This is a genomic window from Stenotrophomonas sp. YJH_SMC_10, from assembly GCF_059371555.1.
The window spans coordinates 283934-301460 of sequence record NZ_JCAFUS010000001.1; the positions used below are offsets into that span (position 1 = coordinate 283934).

Below are 17527 nucleotides of genomic sequence, written 5' to 3' on the forward strand. Positions count from 1 at the left end.
TCCACGCGTGGCGTGGAACTACCTGCTTCCACCGTAGACGGTGCAGGCCCTCGGCCGCACCTTCACCGTCATGCGTGGGTTCCTGATCGGCCTCAGCCTGCCGCGCTGAGCGGCGGCGTGCCAACGGCCAGCTGTGGCCAACGCTTGAGCACGGCGGCGCGAATGCCTGCCGCGTCGATGCCGGCCTCGGCCAGCAGGTCTTCGCGACTGGCGTGGTGCTGGTAACTGTCGGGCAGGCCCAGGTGCAGGATCGGGCGCAGCACGCCTTCGGCATTCAGCAGTTCGCCTACGCCGGAGCCGGCGCCGCCGGCCACCACGTTGTCCTCGATCGTGACCAGGCCCTCGTGCTGGGCAGCGATGGACAGCACCAGTTCCCGATCCAATGGCTTGATGAAGCGCATGTTGACCACGCTCAGGCCCAGTTCGCGGCCGACCTGCTCAGCGGCGGCCACGGTGCTGCCGAAGGCGAGCAGGGCGATGCGGCTGCCCTGCAGGCGCAGCTCACCCTTGCCGATCGGCAGGGTGGACAGGTCGTTGCCAGCGGCGACGCCGGTGCCGGTGCCACGCGGATAGCGCACGGCGGCCGGGCCGGGATGCTGCAGGCCGGTACTGAGCATCTGCCGGCACTCGGCTTCGTTGGACGGTGCCATCACCACCAGGTTCGGCACGCAGCGCAGGAAGCTCAGGTCGAGGTTGCCGGCATGGGTTGCACCGTCCGGGCCGACCACGCCGGCGCGGTCGATCGCGAACAGTACGTCCAGGTCCTGGATCGCCACGTCGTGCACCAGCTGGTCGTACGCGCGCTGCAGGAACGTCGAGTAGATCGCCACCACCGGCTTGCCCCCCTGGGTGGCCATGCCGGCGGCCAGGGTGACCGCATGCTGCTCGGCGATCGCCACGTCGAAATAGCGCTGCGGGTACTCCTTGCTGAAACGCACCAGGCCGGAGCCCTCGCGCATCGCCGGGGTGATGCCGTACAGGCGCGGCTCGGCGGCGGCGGCATCGCACAGCCAGTCGCTGAATACATCGGTGTAGGTCGGCTTCTTGGCACCGGCCTTGGCCACCAGGCCCTTGTCCGGGTCGAACGGGCCGACGGCGTGGTAGCCGATCTGATCGCCTTCGGCCGGCTCGTAGCCCTTGCCCTTGGTGGTCATCACATGCAGCAGCTTCGGGCCCTTGGAGGCACGCAGCGTTTTCAGCGTGGACAGCAGGGCCGGCATGTCATGGCCGTCGATCGGGCCGGTGTAGTGGAAGCCCATTTCCTCGAACATCGTGGAGGGGACGAACATGCCCTTCCAGTGTTCTTCCCAGCGCTTCACGAAGCGCGCCGGGTTGTTCTTCTTGTCACCGAGGATCTTCTTGCCGCCTTCGCGCAGTGCGTTGAGGGTGCGGCTGCCGGTGGCGCGGCCCAGCATCTTGGTCAGGCCACCGACCGCCTCGGAGATCGACATGTTGTTGTCGTTGAGGATCACCAGCAGGTTCGGTTCCGGCTCCATGCCGCCGGCATGCATCAGTGCTTCGAACGCCATGCCTGCGGTCATCGCACCGTCACCGATCACCGCCACGATCTTGCGGTCGTCGCCTTCGGACTGGCGTGCGATGGCCATGCCCAGTGCGGCCGAGATCGAGGTCGAGGAGTGGCCGACACCGAACGTGTCGTACTCGCTTTCCTCGCGCTTCGGGAACGGCGCGATGCCGTCCTTCTGCTTGACGGTGTGGATCTCGTCGCGACGACCGGTCAGGATCTTGTGCGGGTACGTCTGGTGACCGACGTCCCAGACCAGTTGATCGACCGGGGTCTGGTACAGGTAGTGCAGGGCCACGGTCAGTTCGATCACGCCCAGGCCGGCGGCGAAGTGGCCGCCGCTCTTGCCCACCGATTCGATGAGGTAGGCGCGCAGTTCGTCGGCGACCGCCCTCAATTCGGATTCGTCGAACGTGCGCAGGTCATCCGGTGTCTGGATGCGCGCGAGGCGGGGATAGCGGGCAGAGTCGATCATCATGTTCGCACTTTTTCTGAATGCCCATTTTCGCCCTCAAACGGGGGTGGGGCAAGCAAACGCCGCCGCCCGTGACAGGACGGTGAGGGTTGCATTTTCAGGCGTTCAGGTGCTCAGTTTCGACCGCTTGGGCAATTGTGCCTTCAGGAAGGCCATCTGGTCGGCCAGGATGTTGCGGTTGGACAGGATCAGGTGCTCGATCCAGCTGGGCCGGTAGGGCACCGCCAGCAGGGGCATGCCGGCCTGCTGCGGGGTGCGGTCGCTCTTGCGCGAGTTGCAGTGGAAGCAGGCGGTGACCACGTTTTCCCAGCAGTCCAGGCCGCCCTTGGACAGCGGCATGACATGGTCGCGGGTGAGCGTGGGGCGGCTGAACTGCTGGCCGCAGTACATGCACAGATGGGCGTCGCGGGCGAACAGGGCCTGGTTGGTCAGGTTCGGCGTCGGGTCGATCGCGCGCGAGCGGGCGTGGCCGCGGGCGGCGATGATCGGGTGCAGGTCCATGCCGCTCTGCAGGCCGCTGAAGCGGTTGGTGCCGCCGTGGATGTGCAGGCAGGGATCGCCGAGCGTCCAGGCCACCGCTTCGCGGGCGTAGAGGCAGGCCGCATCCTGCCAGGTGATCCAGTCCAGTACGCGTCCGTGGGCATCCAGCGAGAGCAGCCGGACCGAGCCGGGGCGATGCAGCGTCGTGGCGTTGGGCGATGCTTCGGCGCCCGGAGCAGAAAACGGAGCTCCGGCTTCGATCAGACCCAAGCGTGTAGTGTCTGTCTCCATCGGGAGAACAGCTTATACCTGAATGTTGACGATTTGTGTATCGCCTGTCGGCGACACGCAAATCGTCAACATTCAGGTCCACGCATTCCTCCTTATCCCCGCGCCTGTCGGCGCGCCCCCTTTAACAAAAGGGGGCTCTTCTCCAGAAGGATTTCAGGGGTTCTCATCCACGCGTGGCGTGGATCTACAGCAGCGGAAATCTGTCGAAGGCGGGGTGGGTCCGGTGGCGTGCGCCGTCCCCCGCAATTGGACCCACCTCGCCATCCCGCAGGAAGCCGGCTGTTGCGGTTGCCGGCCAGCGGCCGGCACTACCGGTGCCTGGCGAAGCCCGGCTCAGGCGCCGAAGCGCTCGTCGTCCATCGCCATCAGCGGGGCGGCGCCAGCCTGGATCGCTGCGGCGTGGCTGAGCGTGCGCGGCAGCACGCGGGCGAAGTAGAAGCGGGCGGTTTCGCGCTTGCCCTGGGCGAACGCGGCGCCGTGTGCGCTGGCATCGGCGGCGGCCACGCTGCGGGCCCACCAGTAGGCCAGCACCACGTAGCCCGAATAGAACAGGTAGTCGTAGCTGGCGGCGCCCAGTTCGTCCGGGTTGGCGGCCGCGCGCTGCAGCACGTCGCGGGTCAGCGCGCCCCATTCGGCGGCCTTGGCGCGCAGCGGGCCGATGAACTCGGCCAGCGCTTCGTTGCCCTCGTGTTCCTTGGCGAACGCTTCGATCTCGGCCAGCATCAGCTTCAGGCCGGCGCCCTGGCTGGACGCGGTCTTGCGGCCGATCAGGTCCAGCGCCTGGATGCCGGTGGTGCCTTCATACAGCGTGGTGATGCGGGCATCGCGGGCCAGCTGTTCCATGCCGTGTTCGCGGATGTAGCCATGGCCACCGAAGCACTGCAGGGCGTTGTAGGTGTTCTCGATGCCCCATTCGGTCTGGCAGGCCTTGGAGATCGGGGTCAGGAAGCTCACCAGGGTGTCGGCGCGCTCGCGCTCGGCGGCATCCTCGGCGTGGTGGGCGACGTCGATCAGGGTGGCCGCGTGCAGGGCCAGCAGGCGGCTGCCTTCGACCAGCGACTTCACGGTCAGCAGCATGCGGCGCACGTCCGGGTGGACCAGGATCGGGTCGGCTGCCTTGTCCGGGAACTTCGCCCCGCTCAGGGCGCGCGACTGCAGGCGCTCACGGCTGTACTTCAGCGCGTTCTGGTAGGCGCGCTCGGACAGGCCGATGCCCTGGAGGCCGACGCCCAGGCGCGCGGTGTTCATCATGGTGAACATTGCCTGCAGGCCCTTGTGCGGCTGGCCGACCAGGTAGCCCTGTGCCCCATCGAAGTTCATTACGCAGGTGACCGACCCCTTGATGCCCATCTTGTGTTCGATCGAACCGCAGCGCAGTGCGTTGCGCTCGCCGACGTTGCCTTCGCGGTCGACCTTGAACTTGGGGGTGACGAACAGCGAGATGCCCTTGGCGCCCGGAGGGGCGTCAGGCAGCTTGGCCAGCACCAGGTGCACGATGTTGTCGGTCAGGTCGTGCTCGCCGGCGGTGATGAAGATCTTGGTGCCGGTGATCGCATAGCTGCCATCGGCGTTCGGCTCGGCCTTGGTCTTGAGCAGGCCCAGGTCGGTGCCGCAGTGCGGCTCGGTCAGGCACATGGTGCCGGTCCAGCGGCCCTCGATCAGCGGCTTGAGGAACGCGTCGTGCTGCCAGGCTTCGCCGTGCTGCTTGAGCGCTTCGATGGCGCCGTGCGACAGCAGCGGGAAGTTGCCCCACGCCAGATTGGCAGCATTGATCATTTCGTTCAGCGGCACGCCCAGGGTGTGCGGCAGGCCCTGGCCACCCAGCTCCGGCGAAGCAGTCAGGCCGGTCCAGCCGCCATCGACGAACTGGTCGTAGGCCTGCTTGAAGCCGGGCGGGGTGGTCACTTCACCGGTGGCCTGGTCGAGCACGCAGCCAATCTCGTCGCCCACGCTGTTGAGCGGGGCCAGCACGGTGGCGCTGAAGCGGCCGGCTTCTTCCAGCACGGCATCGACCACGTCGGCGGTGGCGTCGGTGAAGCCCAGCCGGGCGAACAGGGGTTCGACCTTGAGCACGTCGTGCAGGGCGAAACGAAGGTCGGAAAGCGGGGCGGTGTAGCTGCTCATCGGTACGTCTCGATTGGATCAGGGCGGGGGCGCGGCGCCGGGGCGCCGCAACGGAAGGCGAACGTCAGCGCAGCACGCCCGGCAGGCCCGGGGCCTGGTTGAGGGTGCTGCGGCTGCTGATGTCGAAGCTGCGCTGCTTCTTTTCCTGCGGGGTGGCTGCCACCGTTCCCTTCAGGCCATAGGCCAGGGTGCGGTTGCCGGCCAGCGCGTCGGCCACCACCAGGCGCGCGGCCGAACTGGGCACGAGGTCGACATTGATGACGTCGGCGGAGGTGCCGCCGATGGAAATGCCGGGCTTGACCTGCAGGGTGCCAGCTGCGCTGTCGCCCACGGTCAGTGCCAGTGCGACGTCATCGAAGGTCATCGGCATCGAACTGTAGTTCTGCAGGCGCAGGGCCACGGTCCAGCTGCCGTCGGCGCGCACGGTCAACTGCTGCAGGCTGGCCGCCGGTTCCGAGACACGCTTGACGATGCCGTTGCTGCAGGCAGCAAGGGCGAGGGTGAACAGGACGATCAAGACGGTACGGACACGGTGGAGCATGGGCGCAAGTCCTCTGCAGGGGGTGCGTTGGGGTAAGCATACTACGGCGTATGGTTTTGTGGATCGCCCAAGGCGACCCGTCGCAGAGGGTAGCGCGTGAAGATGGCGGCCGGGCGTGCGAAATGCCGGATCGGCCGCGTGCGATGCGCCCGATGCAGGGCGGTTCAGTCAGCCGCGGAATCGCGCAGCGGGGCCATCAGGCGCAGCGGCGCGAGGTCGTACCCCATCGATTCGGCCGTGGCTTTGAGCTGTTCAAACCGGCCGCGCTCCATTTCCGGCAGGCGCGAGAGGATCCACAGGTACTTGCGGCCGGGTTCGCCGACCAGTGCCCACTGATAGTCCGGGTCCAGCGCGAGCACCCAGTAGTCCGCCCAGACCAGCGGCACCCAGCTCAGCCAGTCCGGGACGAAGCGGACCTGTAGTTGCCCGGGATGACCGGCCACCGGCCGAGCCACCCCTTCGGCGACCACCCGTTCGCCGTCGCCCTTGCGGCACGCATTGGTGACGCTGATGCGGCCGTCGCTGCGCAGCCCGTAATTGGCGGTGATGTCACCGACGCACTGCTTCTGGAACGAGACCGGCAGGTGGGCAATCTCGTGCCACTGGCCGGCATAGCGGTCGATGTCCAGATGGTCGACCGCGCGCACCGGTTCGGCGGCGAGGGCCGGGCAGGCGGCCAGCAGCAGGAATGCGAGCAGGGCAGGGCGCGTCAGCATCGATGGACTCCAGGCAGGAGCCCTGAGCGTAGGTGTCGCGGCGTAGGCCGGTGTAAATGTTCCGTCAACCGGGCGCACGCCACGGGCAAAAAAAGACCCGCATTTCTGCAGGTCTCGAAAGATGGTGGCCGAAGACGGAATCGAACCGCCGACACGGGGATTTTCAATCCCCTGCTCTACCAACTGAGCTACTCGGCCAAATTGTGCGGCAACCGCCATTGCGATTTCCGGAAAAAAAGACCTGCATTTCTGCAGGTCCTCAAACATGGTGGCCGAGGACGGAATCGAACCGCCGACACGGGGATTTTCAATCCCCTGCTCTACCAACTGAGCTACTCGGCCACGTGTTTCGTTGCAGCGAGGTCGCTGCCAAGGACGCGCATATTACGGAGGTCGGCCGCCTACGGCAAGCATTTTGGCAAAAAACCTTCACATTGCCGTCTGCGCAGGTGCAAGTGCTTGATCCTCCGTCGCGGCACGGAGGGCAGGGTACTGCAGGACGATTCACCCGGCGCCGGGGCGTGGTGATCGTCACCTGCGGCGGAAATCAGCGGGCCATGCTGATCGGCAAAGCTGCACGGGCAAGGCCTGCACGCGGCGATGGCCACGCCGGTCGATGGAACGCTGTTTTCGTGGCCGCCATGGAGCGACGCTGCGGCGTAGTGTCGGCTTTCCTTTCCCGATGCTGCCCACAGCAGAGACGTTCGCCATGTCCGACTCATCGACCACCTCCCGTATCGTGCTGGCCTCGCGTCCGCAGGGCGCACCGCGTGCGGCCAACTTCCGCCTGGAGCAGGCCGCGTTGCCGCCACTGGCCGAGGGTGAAGTGCTGCTGCGCAACCGCTACCTGTCGCTCGACCCGTACATGCGCGGACGCATGGACGAGGGCCCCTCGTATGCCGCGCCGGTGGCGGTGGGCGCGGTGATGGAGGGGCAGACGGTGTCCGAGGTGCTGCAGTCCCGTGCCGAGGGCGTGGCAGTGGGCGAGCGGGTGCTGGCGCCCGGTGGCTGGCAGACCCATGCAGTGTTGCCGGCCACGGCACTGGGGCGCCGGCTGGATCCGGCCGGCCTGCCGCTGAGCACCGCGCTGGGCGTGTACGGCATGCCGGGCTTCACCGCGTATTCCAGCCTGCATGAAATCGCCCGCCTGCAGCCGGGCGAGACGCTGGTGGTGGCCGCCGCGACCGGGCCGGTGGGCGCCACGGTGGCCCAGCTGGCCAAGCTGCAGGGCGCGCGGGTGGTGGCGATCGCGGGTGGCGAGGCCAAGCGCAGCTACCTGCAGACGCTGGGCGTGGATGTAGCGCTGGATCATCGCGCCGCTGATTTCGCCCAGCAGCTGCGTGACGCGGTGCCAGCGGGCATCGATGTGTACTTCGAGAATGTCGGCGGCCATGTGCTGGATGCGGTGCTGCCGCTGCTCAACAACTTCGCCCGCATTCCCGTGTGCGGCACCATCGCCACCTACAACGAGCGCGGCGTCGCGCAGCCCGGCCCCGACCGCCTGCCGGCGCTGTTCAGCCAGATCCTGCGCCAGCGCCTGACCGTGCGCGGCTTCATCGTGCACGACTTCAACCATCTGTGGCCGGAGTTCGAACGCGAGATGCTGCAGTGGCTGCGCGAAGGCCGCATCCAGTACCGCGAGGACGTGGTGGACGGACTGGAGAATGCGCCGGAGGCGTTCTTCGGGCTGCTGCAGGGGCGCAACTTCGGGAAGCTGGTGGTGAAGCTGGACTGAGGGCCTTGCGGCTGTGCCGAGCAAGGGGAGGGCGGCCGGGTCGTGTCAGCCGTGTGCCGCGTTTTCCCGCCGCAGCAGTTCGCGCTTGCGTGCCACGCCCCAGGCGTAGCCGGACAGGTCGCCGTCGCGCCGGACCACGCGGTGGCAGGGCACCGCCACCGCCAATGGATTGCTCGCGCATGCGCGGGCCACGGCGCGGCTCGAGCGGGGCGCGCCGATGCGCGCGGCGATATCGGCATACGAGGCGGTCTGTCCTCGCGGAATCTGCTGCAGCGCCTGCCATACCCGTTGCTGGAAGGCGGTGCCGCGGATATCCAGCGGCAGTGTGGCGCCTCGCGAGGGATCCTCGACCAGGCCTACCACCTGTGCCACCAGCTGCTCATAGCCCCGGTCGGCGCCGACCAGTTCGGCCTGGCGGAAGCGTTGCTGCAGCGACTGCAGCAGCGTCTCCGGATCGTCGCCGAGCAGGATCGCGACTACGCCGGTGGCACTGCTGGCCACCAGCACGCTGCCCAGCGAACTCTCGGCAAGCGCGAAGTGGATGACTTCGCCGCGACCACCGGCACGCCATTGCTTCGGTGTCATGCCCAGCAGCCGCGGCGCGTTCTCGTAGAAGCGCCCGCTGGAACCGAAGCCGGCATCGTGGAAGGCATCGGTGATGCGTTCATGCTGCTCAAGCCCGCTGCGCAGGCGATCGGCGCGCAGCGCGGCGGCGTACTGCTTCGGGGTCAGCCCGGTGGCCTGCTTGAACAGGCGATGCAGCCGGGTCGGGCTGCAGCCGGCGATGTCGGCCAGTTCCTGCAGCGAGGGCTCGTCGAGGCTGGCCTGCAGGTGGCGGCAGACCCGTTCGACACGGGCATCGAGGGCGGTGGCGGTGGTGCTGTCCATGGGCGGATTCTGGCACGTGCCGCTTCTGCGGAAACTCCGTTTCCTGCACCCCTCTGCCTGGCCCTGAAACGGAGTGTTGGCCGGCCACAGGCGCGGCATCGTGGTGGCCACCTCACACCCGGTACCACGACCATGCGCCTGAACAACAAGATCGCCCTCATCACCGGTGCCAGCGCCGGCATTGGCCGCGCCAGTGCGCTGCGCTTCGCTGCCGAAGGCGCGAAACTGGTGCTCAACGCGCGGCGGCTGCAACCGCTGCAGGAACTGGCCGAGCAGATCCGTGCCGCCGGCGGCGAGGTCGTGGTGCATGCCGCCGACGTGGCCGAACCGGGCACGGCACAGGCGCTGGTCGATCTGGCCCGGCAGTCATTCGGAGGCCTGGACATCGCGCTCAACAACGCCGGCATGCTCGGTCCCGGCGCACCGGCGGCGGAGTTCCCGGTAGAGGCCTGGCGCGACGTGATGGCGACCAATCTCGATGCCGCTTTCCACGCGGCACGCGCGCAGTTGCCGGCATTGCTGGCACGTGGCGGCGGCTCGCTGGTGTTTGTTGGCACCTTTGTTGGCCATACCGTGGGCTTCCCGGGCATGGCGGCCTATGCGTCGAGCAAGGCCGGGCTGATCGGCCTGAGCCAGGTGATCGCCGCCGAATACGGGGCGCGGGGCGTGCGCAGCAACGTGCTGCTGCCCGGCGGTACCGATACCGAAATGGGCCGGCAGGCCGCACCGACCGGCGATGCCCGCGACTTCGTGCGCTCGCTGCACGCGCTCAAGCGCATGGCCGAGCCGGAGGAGATCGCCAACGCGGCGCTGTTCCTGGCCAGTGATGAAAGCAGTTTCGTTACCGGTACCGCGATGCGCGTGGAGGGCGGGGTGTCGATCACCCGTACCTGAGCGGCGTCACGAGCGTGGCGCGTAGCGGATTCCGCTGCTGGCCATGAAGCCCTTCGGATCGAAACGGGCCCAGGCTTCGCCCCAGTCGAACCGGGCGCGGCCACCTGCCAGTTTGCGCCCCAGTGCCGTGGCCAAGGTGCGACGCATGAAAGCGACTTCGGCATTGATCGCGGCCTGGGTCGGCCAGCCGTCTTCCCGTGGCGCACCCGGCAGATCGACGCCGATCGCCACCATGTCGAGCTGTTGCCCGTGGAAGCACAGGCTGATGCCAGCGGGTGCACCGCCCAGGCTGAGCCGGTGCAGGCTCAGCCAGTGATAACCGGTGCCGACATCGCGTTCCCCTCGCACCAGCGCGGCGAAGGCGACGCTCGCTTCTTCCCGGGACAGGGTGGGGCCGATCAGCGTCGGCAGATTGCCGAGCTGGATGCTGCCGTCGGTTGCATCAAGGCGCATCGGCAACGCGTGGGCTGCGTGCTGGGCGGGGGAGGGCATGGCACACCGGTGAGCGTGGTGCCCCGGATTCTGGCCGCGCGGGGCGGTGGCGGCAAGCCGCTCCTCCACACGATGTTGGCACGGGACTGACCTGCGGCTCACCCGGCAACCTCTAGCGTGGTTGCAACGTTGGCCTGCTGCCGGCGAGGGAGTTTTCGATGAACGAGCAACGCAAGGATCAGGACCCGAAGCAGGGCATCCAGGAAAGCCGCCAGGACAGGAAGCAGGACGATGTGGCCAAGCAGCGGCCGGGGCAGCGCGATCAACAGGTGCGCGACGCGCACTCGCGTGGCCCGCAACGCAAGGATGGAGACCAGGAGCCGGCCTGAGCCGGAGCGCTGAAAAGAAAAAACCCGCAGATCGCGACGATCTGCGGGTCTTCTTATGAGTGGTGGAGCCAAGGAGGATCGAACTCCTGACCTCGTCATTGCGAACGACGCGCTCTCCCAGCTGAGCTATGGCCCCACGGCAGGGCTTCAGTGTAGCCAACTGGCTGCGCCTTGCCAAGCCGACCCGGGATGTGCCGGGCGACGTGGCGTGAGCACGCGCAACTGTGCCGAAACCGTCCGGTTTGCCGGGCCCGGATGCCGCGCAACGAAATCGTAACAATTTGGGGGATAATGGCCGCTTGCGCAGTTTTCCTCCTCTTTGCCGCCCGGCTCGCGCAGGCCGCACGGACGCCTCCTCAGAGCATTCCATGCCCTCCCATTCCGATTCCCGCCGCCCGTCGGGTCTGTCGTCTTCCTTCGTTTCCTTCCGCCGCCATCCGCTGGCCCTGGCCTGTGCCGGCCTGGCCCTGGTCGGCAGCTTCGGTGCCGCCGCGCAGGACAGCGCTCCGACCCCGACCGGCCTGGACACGATCACCGTGACCGCCGAACACCGTGAGCAGAACCTGCAGGAAGTGCCGGTTTCGGTCGGCGTGGTGCAGGGCGAGCGCATGCGCGACTTCACCGCCGGCGGCGACGACACCCTGCTGGCGCTGTCCGGCCGCGTGCCGAGCCTGTATGCGGAAACCACCACCGGCCGCATCTTCCCGCGCTTCTACATCCGTGGCCTGGGCAACATCGACTTCTACCTGGGTGCCTCGCAGCCGGTGTCGATCATCCAGGACGATGTGGTGCTGGAGCACGTGGTGCTGAAGTCCAACCCGGTCTATGACGTGGACCAGGTGGAAGTGCTGCGCGGCCCGCAGGGCTCGCTGTTCGGCCGCAACACCACCGCCGGCATCGTCAAGTTCGACACGCTGAAGCCGACCCAGGACTACACCGGCCGCGTCAGCGCCAGCTACGCGACCTACAACAGCGTGTCGATCGACGGCGGCTTCGGCGGCCCGATCAACGACATCGCCTCGTTCCGCGTGTCGGCGCTGTACCAGCACCGCGACGACTACGTCGACAACACCTACAAGGGCCCGAGCGCCGACGGCACGGTCAGCCCGAAGAAGAACGCCATGGGCGGCTTCGATGACCGCAACGTGCGTGCGCAGCTGCTGCTGACCCCGAGCGACCAGTTCTCGATCCTGGCCTCGGCCCATGCCCGTGACTACGAAGGCACCTCGACCCTGTTCCTGCGCGGCGCGCTGACCAAGGGCTCGAACAGGACCGACGTGCCGCGCGACCAGGTCGCCTACGACGAAGCCGACAACAACCCGCAGGCCTACAAGACCTATGGCGGTTCGGTGAAGGCACGCTACGACTTCGGTGCGATCGACTTCACCTCGATCACCGCCTATGAGACCACCTCCGGCTACAGCCGTGGTGACACCGACGGCGGCGCTGCGGTGAACTTCCCGGTCAACGGCGTGCCGAACGGCTACGGCCAGTCGATGGGCCGCATCCGCGACCTGGACCAGTGGACCCAGGAATTCCGCCTGGCCAGCCATGACGACAGTGCGCTGCAGTGGCAGGCCGGTGCGTTCTACTTCAACGGCAGCGACACCACCGACTTCTATCAGCGCGCCTGGTTCCTGAAGGGTGCCGCGCGCAATCCGAACAACTGGGTGCGCCTGCGCAACAAGAACACCTCCTGGGCCGGTTTCGGCCAGCTGAGTTACGCCTTCACCGATAAGTTCACCGTTACCGCCGGCCTGCGCCAGACCAGGGACGAGAAGCACACCCGCCTGCTGAAGACGGCTGACACTGCCGCCGGCGTGGTCACCTACAAGGGCCGCACCGACGTCAGGATGTCCGACACCACCCCGAGCTGGGATCTGAGCGCGATGTATCAGATCACCCCGGATGTGAGCGTCTATGCGAAGGTCGCGCGCGGCTTCCGTGGCCCGACCATCCAGGGCCGTTCGGCGGTGTTCAATGCCGATTTCACCACCGCCGATTCCGAGACCATCCTGTCCTGGGAAGCGGGCGTGAAGAGCAGCCTGTGGGACAACCGCCTGCGCCTGAACGCGACCGCGTTCACCTACACCGTCAATGACATCCAGCTCAACGGCAACGATTCGGATGGCAATGGCGTGCTGTTCAACGCCGACAAGGCCAAGGCCTACGGCTTCGAAGCGGACATGGAACTGCGCCCGATCCCGAACCTGACCCTGAGCGCCGGCCTGAGCCTGCTGCACAGCGAGATCAAGGACAAGCGCGTCTACGCGCAGGTCTGCGGCCTCAACGGCCAGGTGGTGTGCACGGTGAATGACCCGACCATCAAGGTCGGTGCCAACACCTTCGCGCAGATCGACGGCAACCCGCTGCCGAATGCGCCGAAGTACAACGTCAACCTGGCCGCCCGCTATGACGTCCCGGTCAGCGACGCGGGCACCCTGTTCGTGTCCACCGACTGGAACAAGCAGGGCTACACCAGCTTCGTGCTGTACGACAGCAAGGAGTTCAACTCCAAGGGTGACTTCGAGGGTGGCCTGAAGATCGGCTATTCGGGCAACTATGGTGCCTACGAAGTGGCGCTGTTCGCGCGCAACATCACCAATGAGAAGAACCTCAAGGGTGTGATCGAGAACTACATGGCCGCGGTCTACAACGAACCGCGCACCGTCGGTGTCTCGTTGAACATGAACTGGTAAGGCGTTGCCGCGAGGGTGGGCGGTCCCACCCTCGCACTGCTGGAGTGCGCAGGGCGGCGCGGTGATCCGGGCCGCCCTTTTTGTTGCGTTCGACGGCGGCGGGAATGCAATCCGGCGCCGCGCCCGCTGCTTCAGCGTGCCGGCAGCAGCGCCTGCAGCTGCGCTTCCAGCTCCTGCTGGCGCCAGCCGGCCAACGCGGCCGGCCATTGGCGGCGCTCCAGGTAGCTTTCCAGATGCTTGCGCGAGGCCAGCACGCCATCCGGCAGGCCCAGCTCGCGGCTGCGCTCGGCAACGGCGTCCTGCAGCTTCTTCAATGCCTGCTTGTTGCTGTCGTTGGCCGGCAGCGCCAGCGGAGCCTCGGCCTCATCGGCCAGCGGCGTGTCCAGCGCCTGCCACACGGCGCCCGCCAGTTTGCGCGGCGCTTTCGGGAACTGTTCGAACAGCGCGGCCAGCGCGGCGGCATCGGCCGGTGGCGTGCGTGCCAGCGTGGCGGCCAGTTCGTTGTCCAGGATCCAGCTGCGCGGTCGGTCGCTGCTGCGTGCCTGCACGTCACGCCAGCGCAGCAGGCGCAGCAGGCGGCGCTGCGCAGCGGCATCGAGGAACTGCGCTGAGCGCATCGCCAGGTGTGGCCAGCGGTCCTCGTCGTTGGCGACGCTGGCCAGCAGGCGCTCGCCGTCGTCGTACAGCCACTGCTGGCGGCCCAGCGCCTGCAGCTTGGCGTCGATGGCGTCGTGCAGCGCGAACAGGTGCTCGACATCGTCGGCGGCGTACTGCAACTGCGATTCCGAGAGCGGACGGCGCATCCAGTCCGAGCGGGTTTCGCCCTTGGCCAACGCCACGCCGGTGATTTCCGCCACCAGCTTCTGGTAGCCCATGCCGCCCCCGATGCCGGACAGCGCGGCACCGATCTGGGTGTCGAACAACGGTCGCGGCAACACGCCGCACGCCCACTTGAAGGCGACCAGGTCTTCGCTGGCGCTGTGCATCACCTTGATGATCGATTCATCGGCCAGCCAGGGCGCCAGCGCCTCGGTCATGCCGGGAATCAGCGGGTCGATCAGCAGGATGTCCTGCCCGACCGCCATCTGCACCAGTGCCAACTGCGGCCAGAAGGTGCGTTCACGGATGAATTCGGTATCCAGGCCGATTCGGGTCGGGCGCTGCTGGAAATACGCATCCAGCTCGGCGGGGGTGGTGATCCAGGTTGCCACGGGTCAGGGCCTACTACTCGGGTTTGCTCAGGCAGGGGAGAATAGCCTAACGTCGGTGCGCATCCGTGCCGAAGGAGACCCTGCTTGCGTTTTCCGCTGTCGTCCGTGCTGTGCACCGCCCTGGCCGTGGTCCTGGCCGGCTGCACGCCATCGCCCTCGGCGACCCCGGAGCCGGGGCCGGTGGCTGGCAAAGACGCGCGGCAGCAGGAAGGTCCGCAGGCGGACGCGACCCCGGGGAACGGGCGGGGCAGCGTCACCATTGCCGGTGAGGATGCCGCCGAGGATGTGCAGCAGTGGACGCCTCCCCGGGTGGACCGGCAGGGCCGCAGTCTTTCCCAGCTGCGGCGTGCGGCCGAACAGGCGTTTGCCAAGGACCACCTTTACGAGGACGCCGATGCCGCCATTCCGTTGTGGCTGGCGGTCCAGCAGGAAGATCCGGACGACCGCCAGGCCCGGCTGGGCCTGCAACGTGCCCGCCAGCGGCTGCAGAAGCAGGCCGATGCGCTGCTGGTGCGGCCGCTGAAGCAGCGTGAAGCGCTGGCCGAGGCCAGCCGCCAGGCGCTGGTGCTGCTGACCCTGGCGCCGAAGGACGAGCAGGTGCGTGCGCTGCAGGCCCGGGTTGAGCGCGCACAGCGCGTGGTCGCCTACAACCGCGCCGGCGAGGAGGACCTGCGTTCGGGGCGCATCGGCGAGGACGGTGACGGTGCGATCGGCAACTTCCGCGAGGCGTTGGCGCTGGATGAACACAACAGCCGGGCACGGCAGGGCCTGGCGGCGGCCGAGAGTGGCCTGATCCGCCGTGCCGAGGAGGCGGCGCGCGTGCGCGATTTCGCCAGCGCGGGGACGTGGTTGGCCGAGGCCAGCAAGGTCCGCGATTCGTCACCGACCATCGCCGACGCGTTCGAGCGCATCGAACAGATCCGCGCGGCGGCGCTGCTGCAGCTGCGCGACGATGGCCTGCGCGACCTGGCGACGCCGCAGGGCCTGAAGCCGGCGCGCGAGAAGCTGGCCGAGGCCCTGCGCATCGCCCTGCCGGGTGATGCGGTGGTGGCCCAGCTGCGCGAGCGCATCGACCTGGCCACCCATTACGGCAGCTTCCGCCCCGGGCAGGTGTTCAGCGACGCCATGCGCGATGGCGGGCGCGGGCCGCAGATGGTGGTGGTGCCGCACGGTGGCTTCCAGATGGGCGCGGGCGATACCGAGCCGGGCGCGAGCGATGCCGAGCGGCCCTCGCATTACGTGCGCTTCGATCGTGGCTTTGCGATGGCGATCACCGAGATCACGGTCAGTGATTTCGAGCGCTACGTGAAGGCGTCCAATGCGCGCCCGCGCGCGACCCGGCGCGGCCATTCGGTGGTCTATGACGAACGCAGCGGCAACTTCATCCGTCGCAGCGGGGTGGACTGGCGTTCGGACTATGACGGTGGCCGCGCATTGGGAAACTCGCCTGTGATGCATGTGAGCGTACGTGATGCCGAAAACTATGCGGCGTGGCTGTCCGAGCAGACCGGCCGCAGCTACCGCCTGCCCAGCGAGGCCGAATTCGAGTATGCGCTGCGCGCCGGCAGCAGTGGCCGCTATCCATGGGGCGACGCCGGCACGCCGCCGCCCGGCGCTGGCAACTTCACCGGGAGCAAGGATGTCTCGCCCTCGGGGCGGCACTGGCACAACGCCTTCGTCGGCTATGGCGATGGCTGGTGGGGGCCCGCGCCGGTGGCCAGTTTCCAGGCCAATGCCTTCGGCCTGCACGACATGGCCGGCAATCTCAGCGAGTGGGTGGCCGACTGCTGGCATGCCAGCTACCGGCGTGCGCCGTCCGATGGTGTCGCCTGGTTCAACCCGGGCTGCCGGTCACGGGTGATCCGGGGCGGCAACTGGGCCAACGCGCCCGAGCAGACCCGTGCGGCGTGGCGGCAGTCCCAGGATTCGGACACCACCAGCGCGCGCATCGGTTTCCGCCTGGTGCGGGGCATCTGAGCGGCACCGGGCTTCACCCGCTGCTGGCGCCCGCGCACTAAGATTGCGCCGTGCCCGCCGGCCGGCGGGGCCTGCTGGACGGACCCCTGATGCGCAATGATCCCTTTTCCCGCTCGCCGCAAGGCCCGCAGCGTCGCGGCCTGTTCGGCAACATCCGCTGGTGGGTGCTGCTGCTGGCGGCGGGCTATGCGGTGTTCTACTGGTTCTCCAACCGCACGGTCGATCCCTACACCGGCGAGAAGGTGATGATCGACAGCAGCCTGGACGCCCGCCAGGAGACTGCGCTGGGCTTGCAGGCGTACCAGCAGATCCTCTCGGAGGAGCCGCCGATGGACCCCAACGCGCCGATCGCGCGCGATGTGCGCGACATCGCCCAGCGCCTGATTGCCAAGGTCGATGTGGTGGAGACCGCGCTGGCGCAGGAGCACGGCGTCGAGCCGGCGCATTTCGCACGTGACTTCCAGTGGGAGGTCAACGTGATTCCATCCGAACAGGCCAATGCGTTCTGCCTGCCCGGCGGCAAGATGGCGGTCTATACCGGGCTGGTGCCGGTGGCGCGCACGCGCGACGCGATGGCGGTGGTGATGGGCCACGAGATCGCCCACGCGCTGCTGCGTCACGGTGCGCAGCGCATGGCGCAGCAGAAGCTGACCCAGATCGGCCAGGTGGCCGGCGCCGCCAGCGGCATGGATGCGCAGCAGCAACAGATGATGATGTCGGCGATGGGCTACGGCTACCTGCTGCCCTATGCGCGCAGCCACGAGACGCAGGCCGACGAAGTGGGGCTGATGCTGGCCGCAGCGGCGTGCTTCGATCCCCGCGAGGCGGTGCCGCTGTGGCAGCGCATGGGCCAGGCCAGTGGTGGCCAGTCGCCGCCGGAGTTCGCCTCCACCCATCCCAATCCGGGCACCCGCATCCAGAACCTGCAGGCGCTGATGCCGAAGGCGCTCGAGTACCGGCAGAAGTTCTGCGAGCAGGCAAAGTAGGGTGTGTTGTCCCCGCGCTAGGTAGTGCCGGCCGCTGGCCGGCAACAGCAACAGCAACAGCAACAGCAACAGCAACAGCAGAAGCGGGTTTCGACAGTGTGCTGCGGTCTGCCGGAATGCTCCTGGGGTCAGATCCGTTTTCCCTGGGAAAACGGCTCTGACCC

14 protein-coding genes and 3 tRNA genes are annotated in these 17527 nt (G+C 67.7%); 6 read left to right on the forward strand and 11 right to left on the reverse strand.

What is annotated here, in order from left to right:
- Window positions 1-92: 92 nt before the first annotated feature.
- From dxs to AC5P9C_RS01335, 7 genes are all read right to left on the reverse strand, one after another.
- Window positions 93-2000: a 1-deoxy-D-xylulose-5-phosphate synthase gene (gene dxs, locus AC5P9C_RS01305; protein WP_049466971.1), complete on the reverse strand. Its 1908-nt coding sequence runs from the start codon at window positions 1998-2000 to the stop codon at window positions 93-95.
- A 105-nt stretch (window positions 2001-2105) separates the two neighbouring features.
- A complete protein-coding gene (locus AC5P9C_RS01310; protein WP_032956174.1) occupies window positions 2106-2771 on the reverse strand; it encodes an HNH endonuclease in 666 nt (221 codons plus the stop codon).
- A 333-nt stretch (window positions 2772-3104) separates the two neighbouring features.
- Window positions 3105-4895 carry an acyl-CoA dehydrogenase C-terminal domain-containing protein gene (locus AC5P9C_RS01315; protein WP_049466945.1) on the reverse strand — a complete coding sequence of 597 codons (1791 nt, stop codon included), beginning with the start codon at window positions 4893-4895 and terminating at the stop codon, window positions 3105-3107.
- 64 nt (window positions 4896-4959) lie between these two features.
- Window positions 4960-5436 carry an LEA/WHy family protein gene (locus AC5P9C_RS01320; RefSeq protein WP_049466943.1) on the reverse strand — a complete coding sequence of 159 codons (477 nt, stop codon included), beginning with the start codon at window positions 5434-5436 and terminating at the stop codon, window positions 4960-4962.
- Between the two features lie 164 nt (window positions 5437-5600).
- Window positions 5601-6152, reverse strand: a complete 552-nt coding sequence (locus AC5P9C_RS01325) for a lipocalin family protein (protein WP_064238918.1) — start codon at window positions 6150-6152, stop codon at window positions 5601-5603.
- Between the two features lie 122 nt (window positions 6153-6274).
- Window positions 6275-6350 (reverse strand) — tRNA-Phe (locus AC5P9C_RS01330).
- 68 nt (window positions 6351-6418) lie between these two features.
- Window positions 6419-6494 (reverse strand) — tRNA-Phe (locus tag AC5P9C_RS01335).
- Between the two features lie 367 nt (window positions 6495-6861).
- Here AC5P9C_RS01335 and curA point away from each other — a divergent pair.
- The gene (gene curA, locus AC5P9C_RS01340; RefSeq protein ID WP_049466733.1) at window positions 6862-7887 is read left to right on the forward strand and encodes an NADPH-dependent curcumin/dihydrocurcumin reductase; all 1026 of its coding nucleotides are present in this window, start codon (window positions 6862-6864) and stop codon (window positions 7885-7887) included.
- Window positions 7888-7932: 45 nt separating this feature from the next.
- Here curA and AC5P9C_RS01345 read toward each other — a convergent pair whose 3' ends face one another.
- The gene (locus tag AC5P9C_RS01345; RefSeq protein WP_053460932.1) at window positions 7933-8775 is read right to left on the reverse strand and encodes a bifunctional transcriptional activator/DNA repair enzyme AdaA; all 843 of its coding nucleotides are present in this window, start codon (window positions 8773-8775) and stop codon (window positions 7933-7935) included.
- Between the two features lie 132 nt (window positions 8776-8907).
- On the opposite strand from AC5P9C_RS01345, the gene AC5P9C_RS01350 reads away from it, so the two are divergent.
- Window positions 8908-9669 carry an SDR family oxidoreductase gene (locus AC5P9C_RS01350; RefSeq protein WP_197639020.1) on the forward strand — a complete coding sequence of 254 codons (762 nt, stop codon included), beginning with the start codon at window positions 8908-8910 and terminating at the stop codon, window positions 9667-9669.
- A 6-nt stretch (window positions 9670-9675) separates the two neighbouring features.
- Here the strand turns inward: AC5P9C_RS01350 and AC5P9C_RS01355 are convergent, their stop codons facing one another.
- Complete coding sequence (locus AC5P9C_RS01355) at window positions 9676-10161, reverse strand: hypothetical protein (protein ID WP_343540874.1); 486 nt, start codon at window positions 10159-10161, stop codon at window positions 9676-9678.
- Between the two features lie 158 nt (window positions 10162-10319).
- Here AC5P9C_RS01355 and AC5P9C_RS01360 point away from each other — a divergent pair, with 158 nt between their 5' ends.
- Window positions 10320-10490, forward strand: coding sequence for a hypothetical protein (locus tag AC5P9C_RS01360; RefSeq protein ID WP_164687808.1), 171 nt, complete (start codon window positions 10320-10322; stop codon window positions 10488-10490).
- Window positions 10491-10550: 60 nt separating this feature from the next.
- On the opposite strand, the gene AC5P9C_RS01365 is transcribed toward AC5P9C_RS01360, so the two are convergent.
- Window positions 10551-10626, reverse strand: a tRNA-Ala gene (locus AC5P9C_RS01365).
- 232 nt (window positions 10627-10858) lie between these two features.
- Here AC5P9C_RS01365 and AC5P9C_RS01370 point away from each other — a divergent pair.
- Window positions 10859-13189 (forward strand): TonB-dependent receptor, encoded by a 2331-nt coding sequence (locus AC5P9C_RS01370; protein WP_288431504.1) that lies wholly within the window; start codon window positions 10859-10861, stop codon window positions 13187-13189.
- Window positions 13190-13320: 131 nt separating this feature from the next.
- Here AC5P9C_RS01370 and rnd read toward each other — a convergent pair whose 3' ends face one another.
- Window positions 13321-14400 (reverse strand): ribonuclease D, encoded by a 1080-nt coding sequence (gene rnd / locus AC5P9C_RS01375; protein WP_312557685.1) that lies wholly within the window; start codon window positions 14398-14400, stop codon window positions 13321-13323.
- An 84-nt stretch (window positions 14401-14484) separates the two neighbouring features.
- Between rnd and AC5P9C_RS01380 the strand changes: the two genes are divergently transcribed.
- Both AC5P9C_RS01380 and AC5P9C_RS01385 read left to right on the forward strand, forming a co-directional pair.
- Window positions 14485-16377, forward strand: coding sequence for a formylglycine-generating enzyme family protein (locus AC5P9C_RS01380; protein WP_057493600.1), 1893 nt, complete (start codon window positions 14485-14487; stop codon window positions 16375-16377).
- Window positions 16378-16466: 89 nt separating this feature from the next.
- On the forward strand, window positions 16467-17363 hold the full coding sequence (locus tag AC5P9C_RS01385) for a M48 family metallopeptidase (protein WP_049466747.1): 897 nt from the start codon (window positions 16467-16469) through the stop codon (window positions 17361-17363).
- The last annotated feature ends 164 nt before the right edge of the window (window positions 17364-17527 follow it).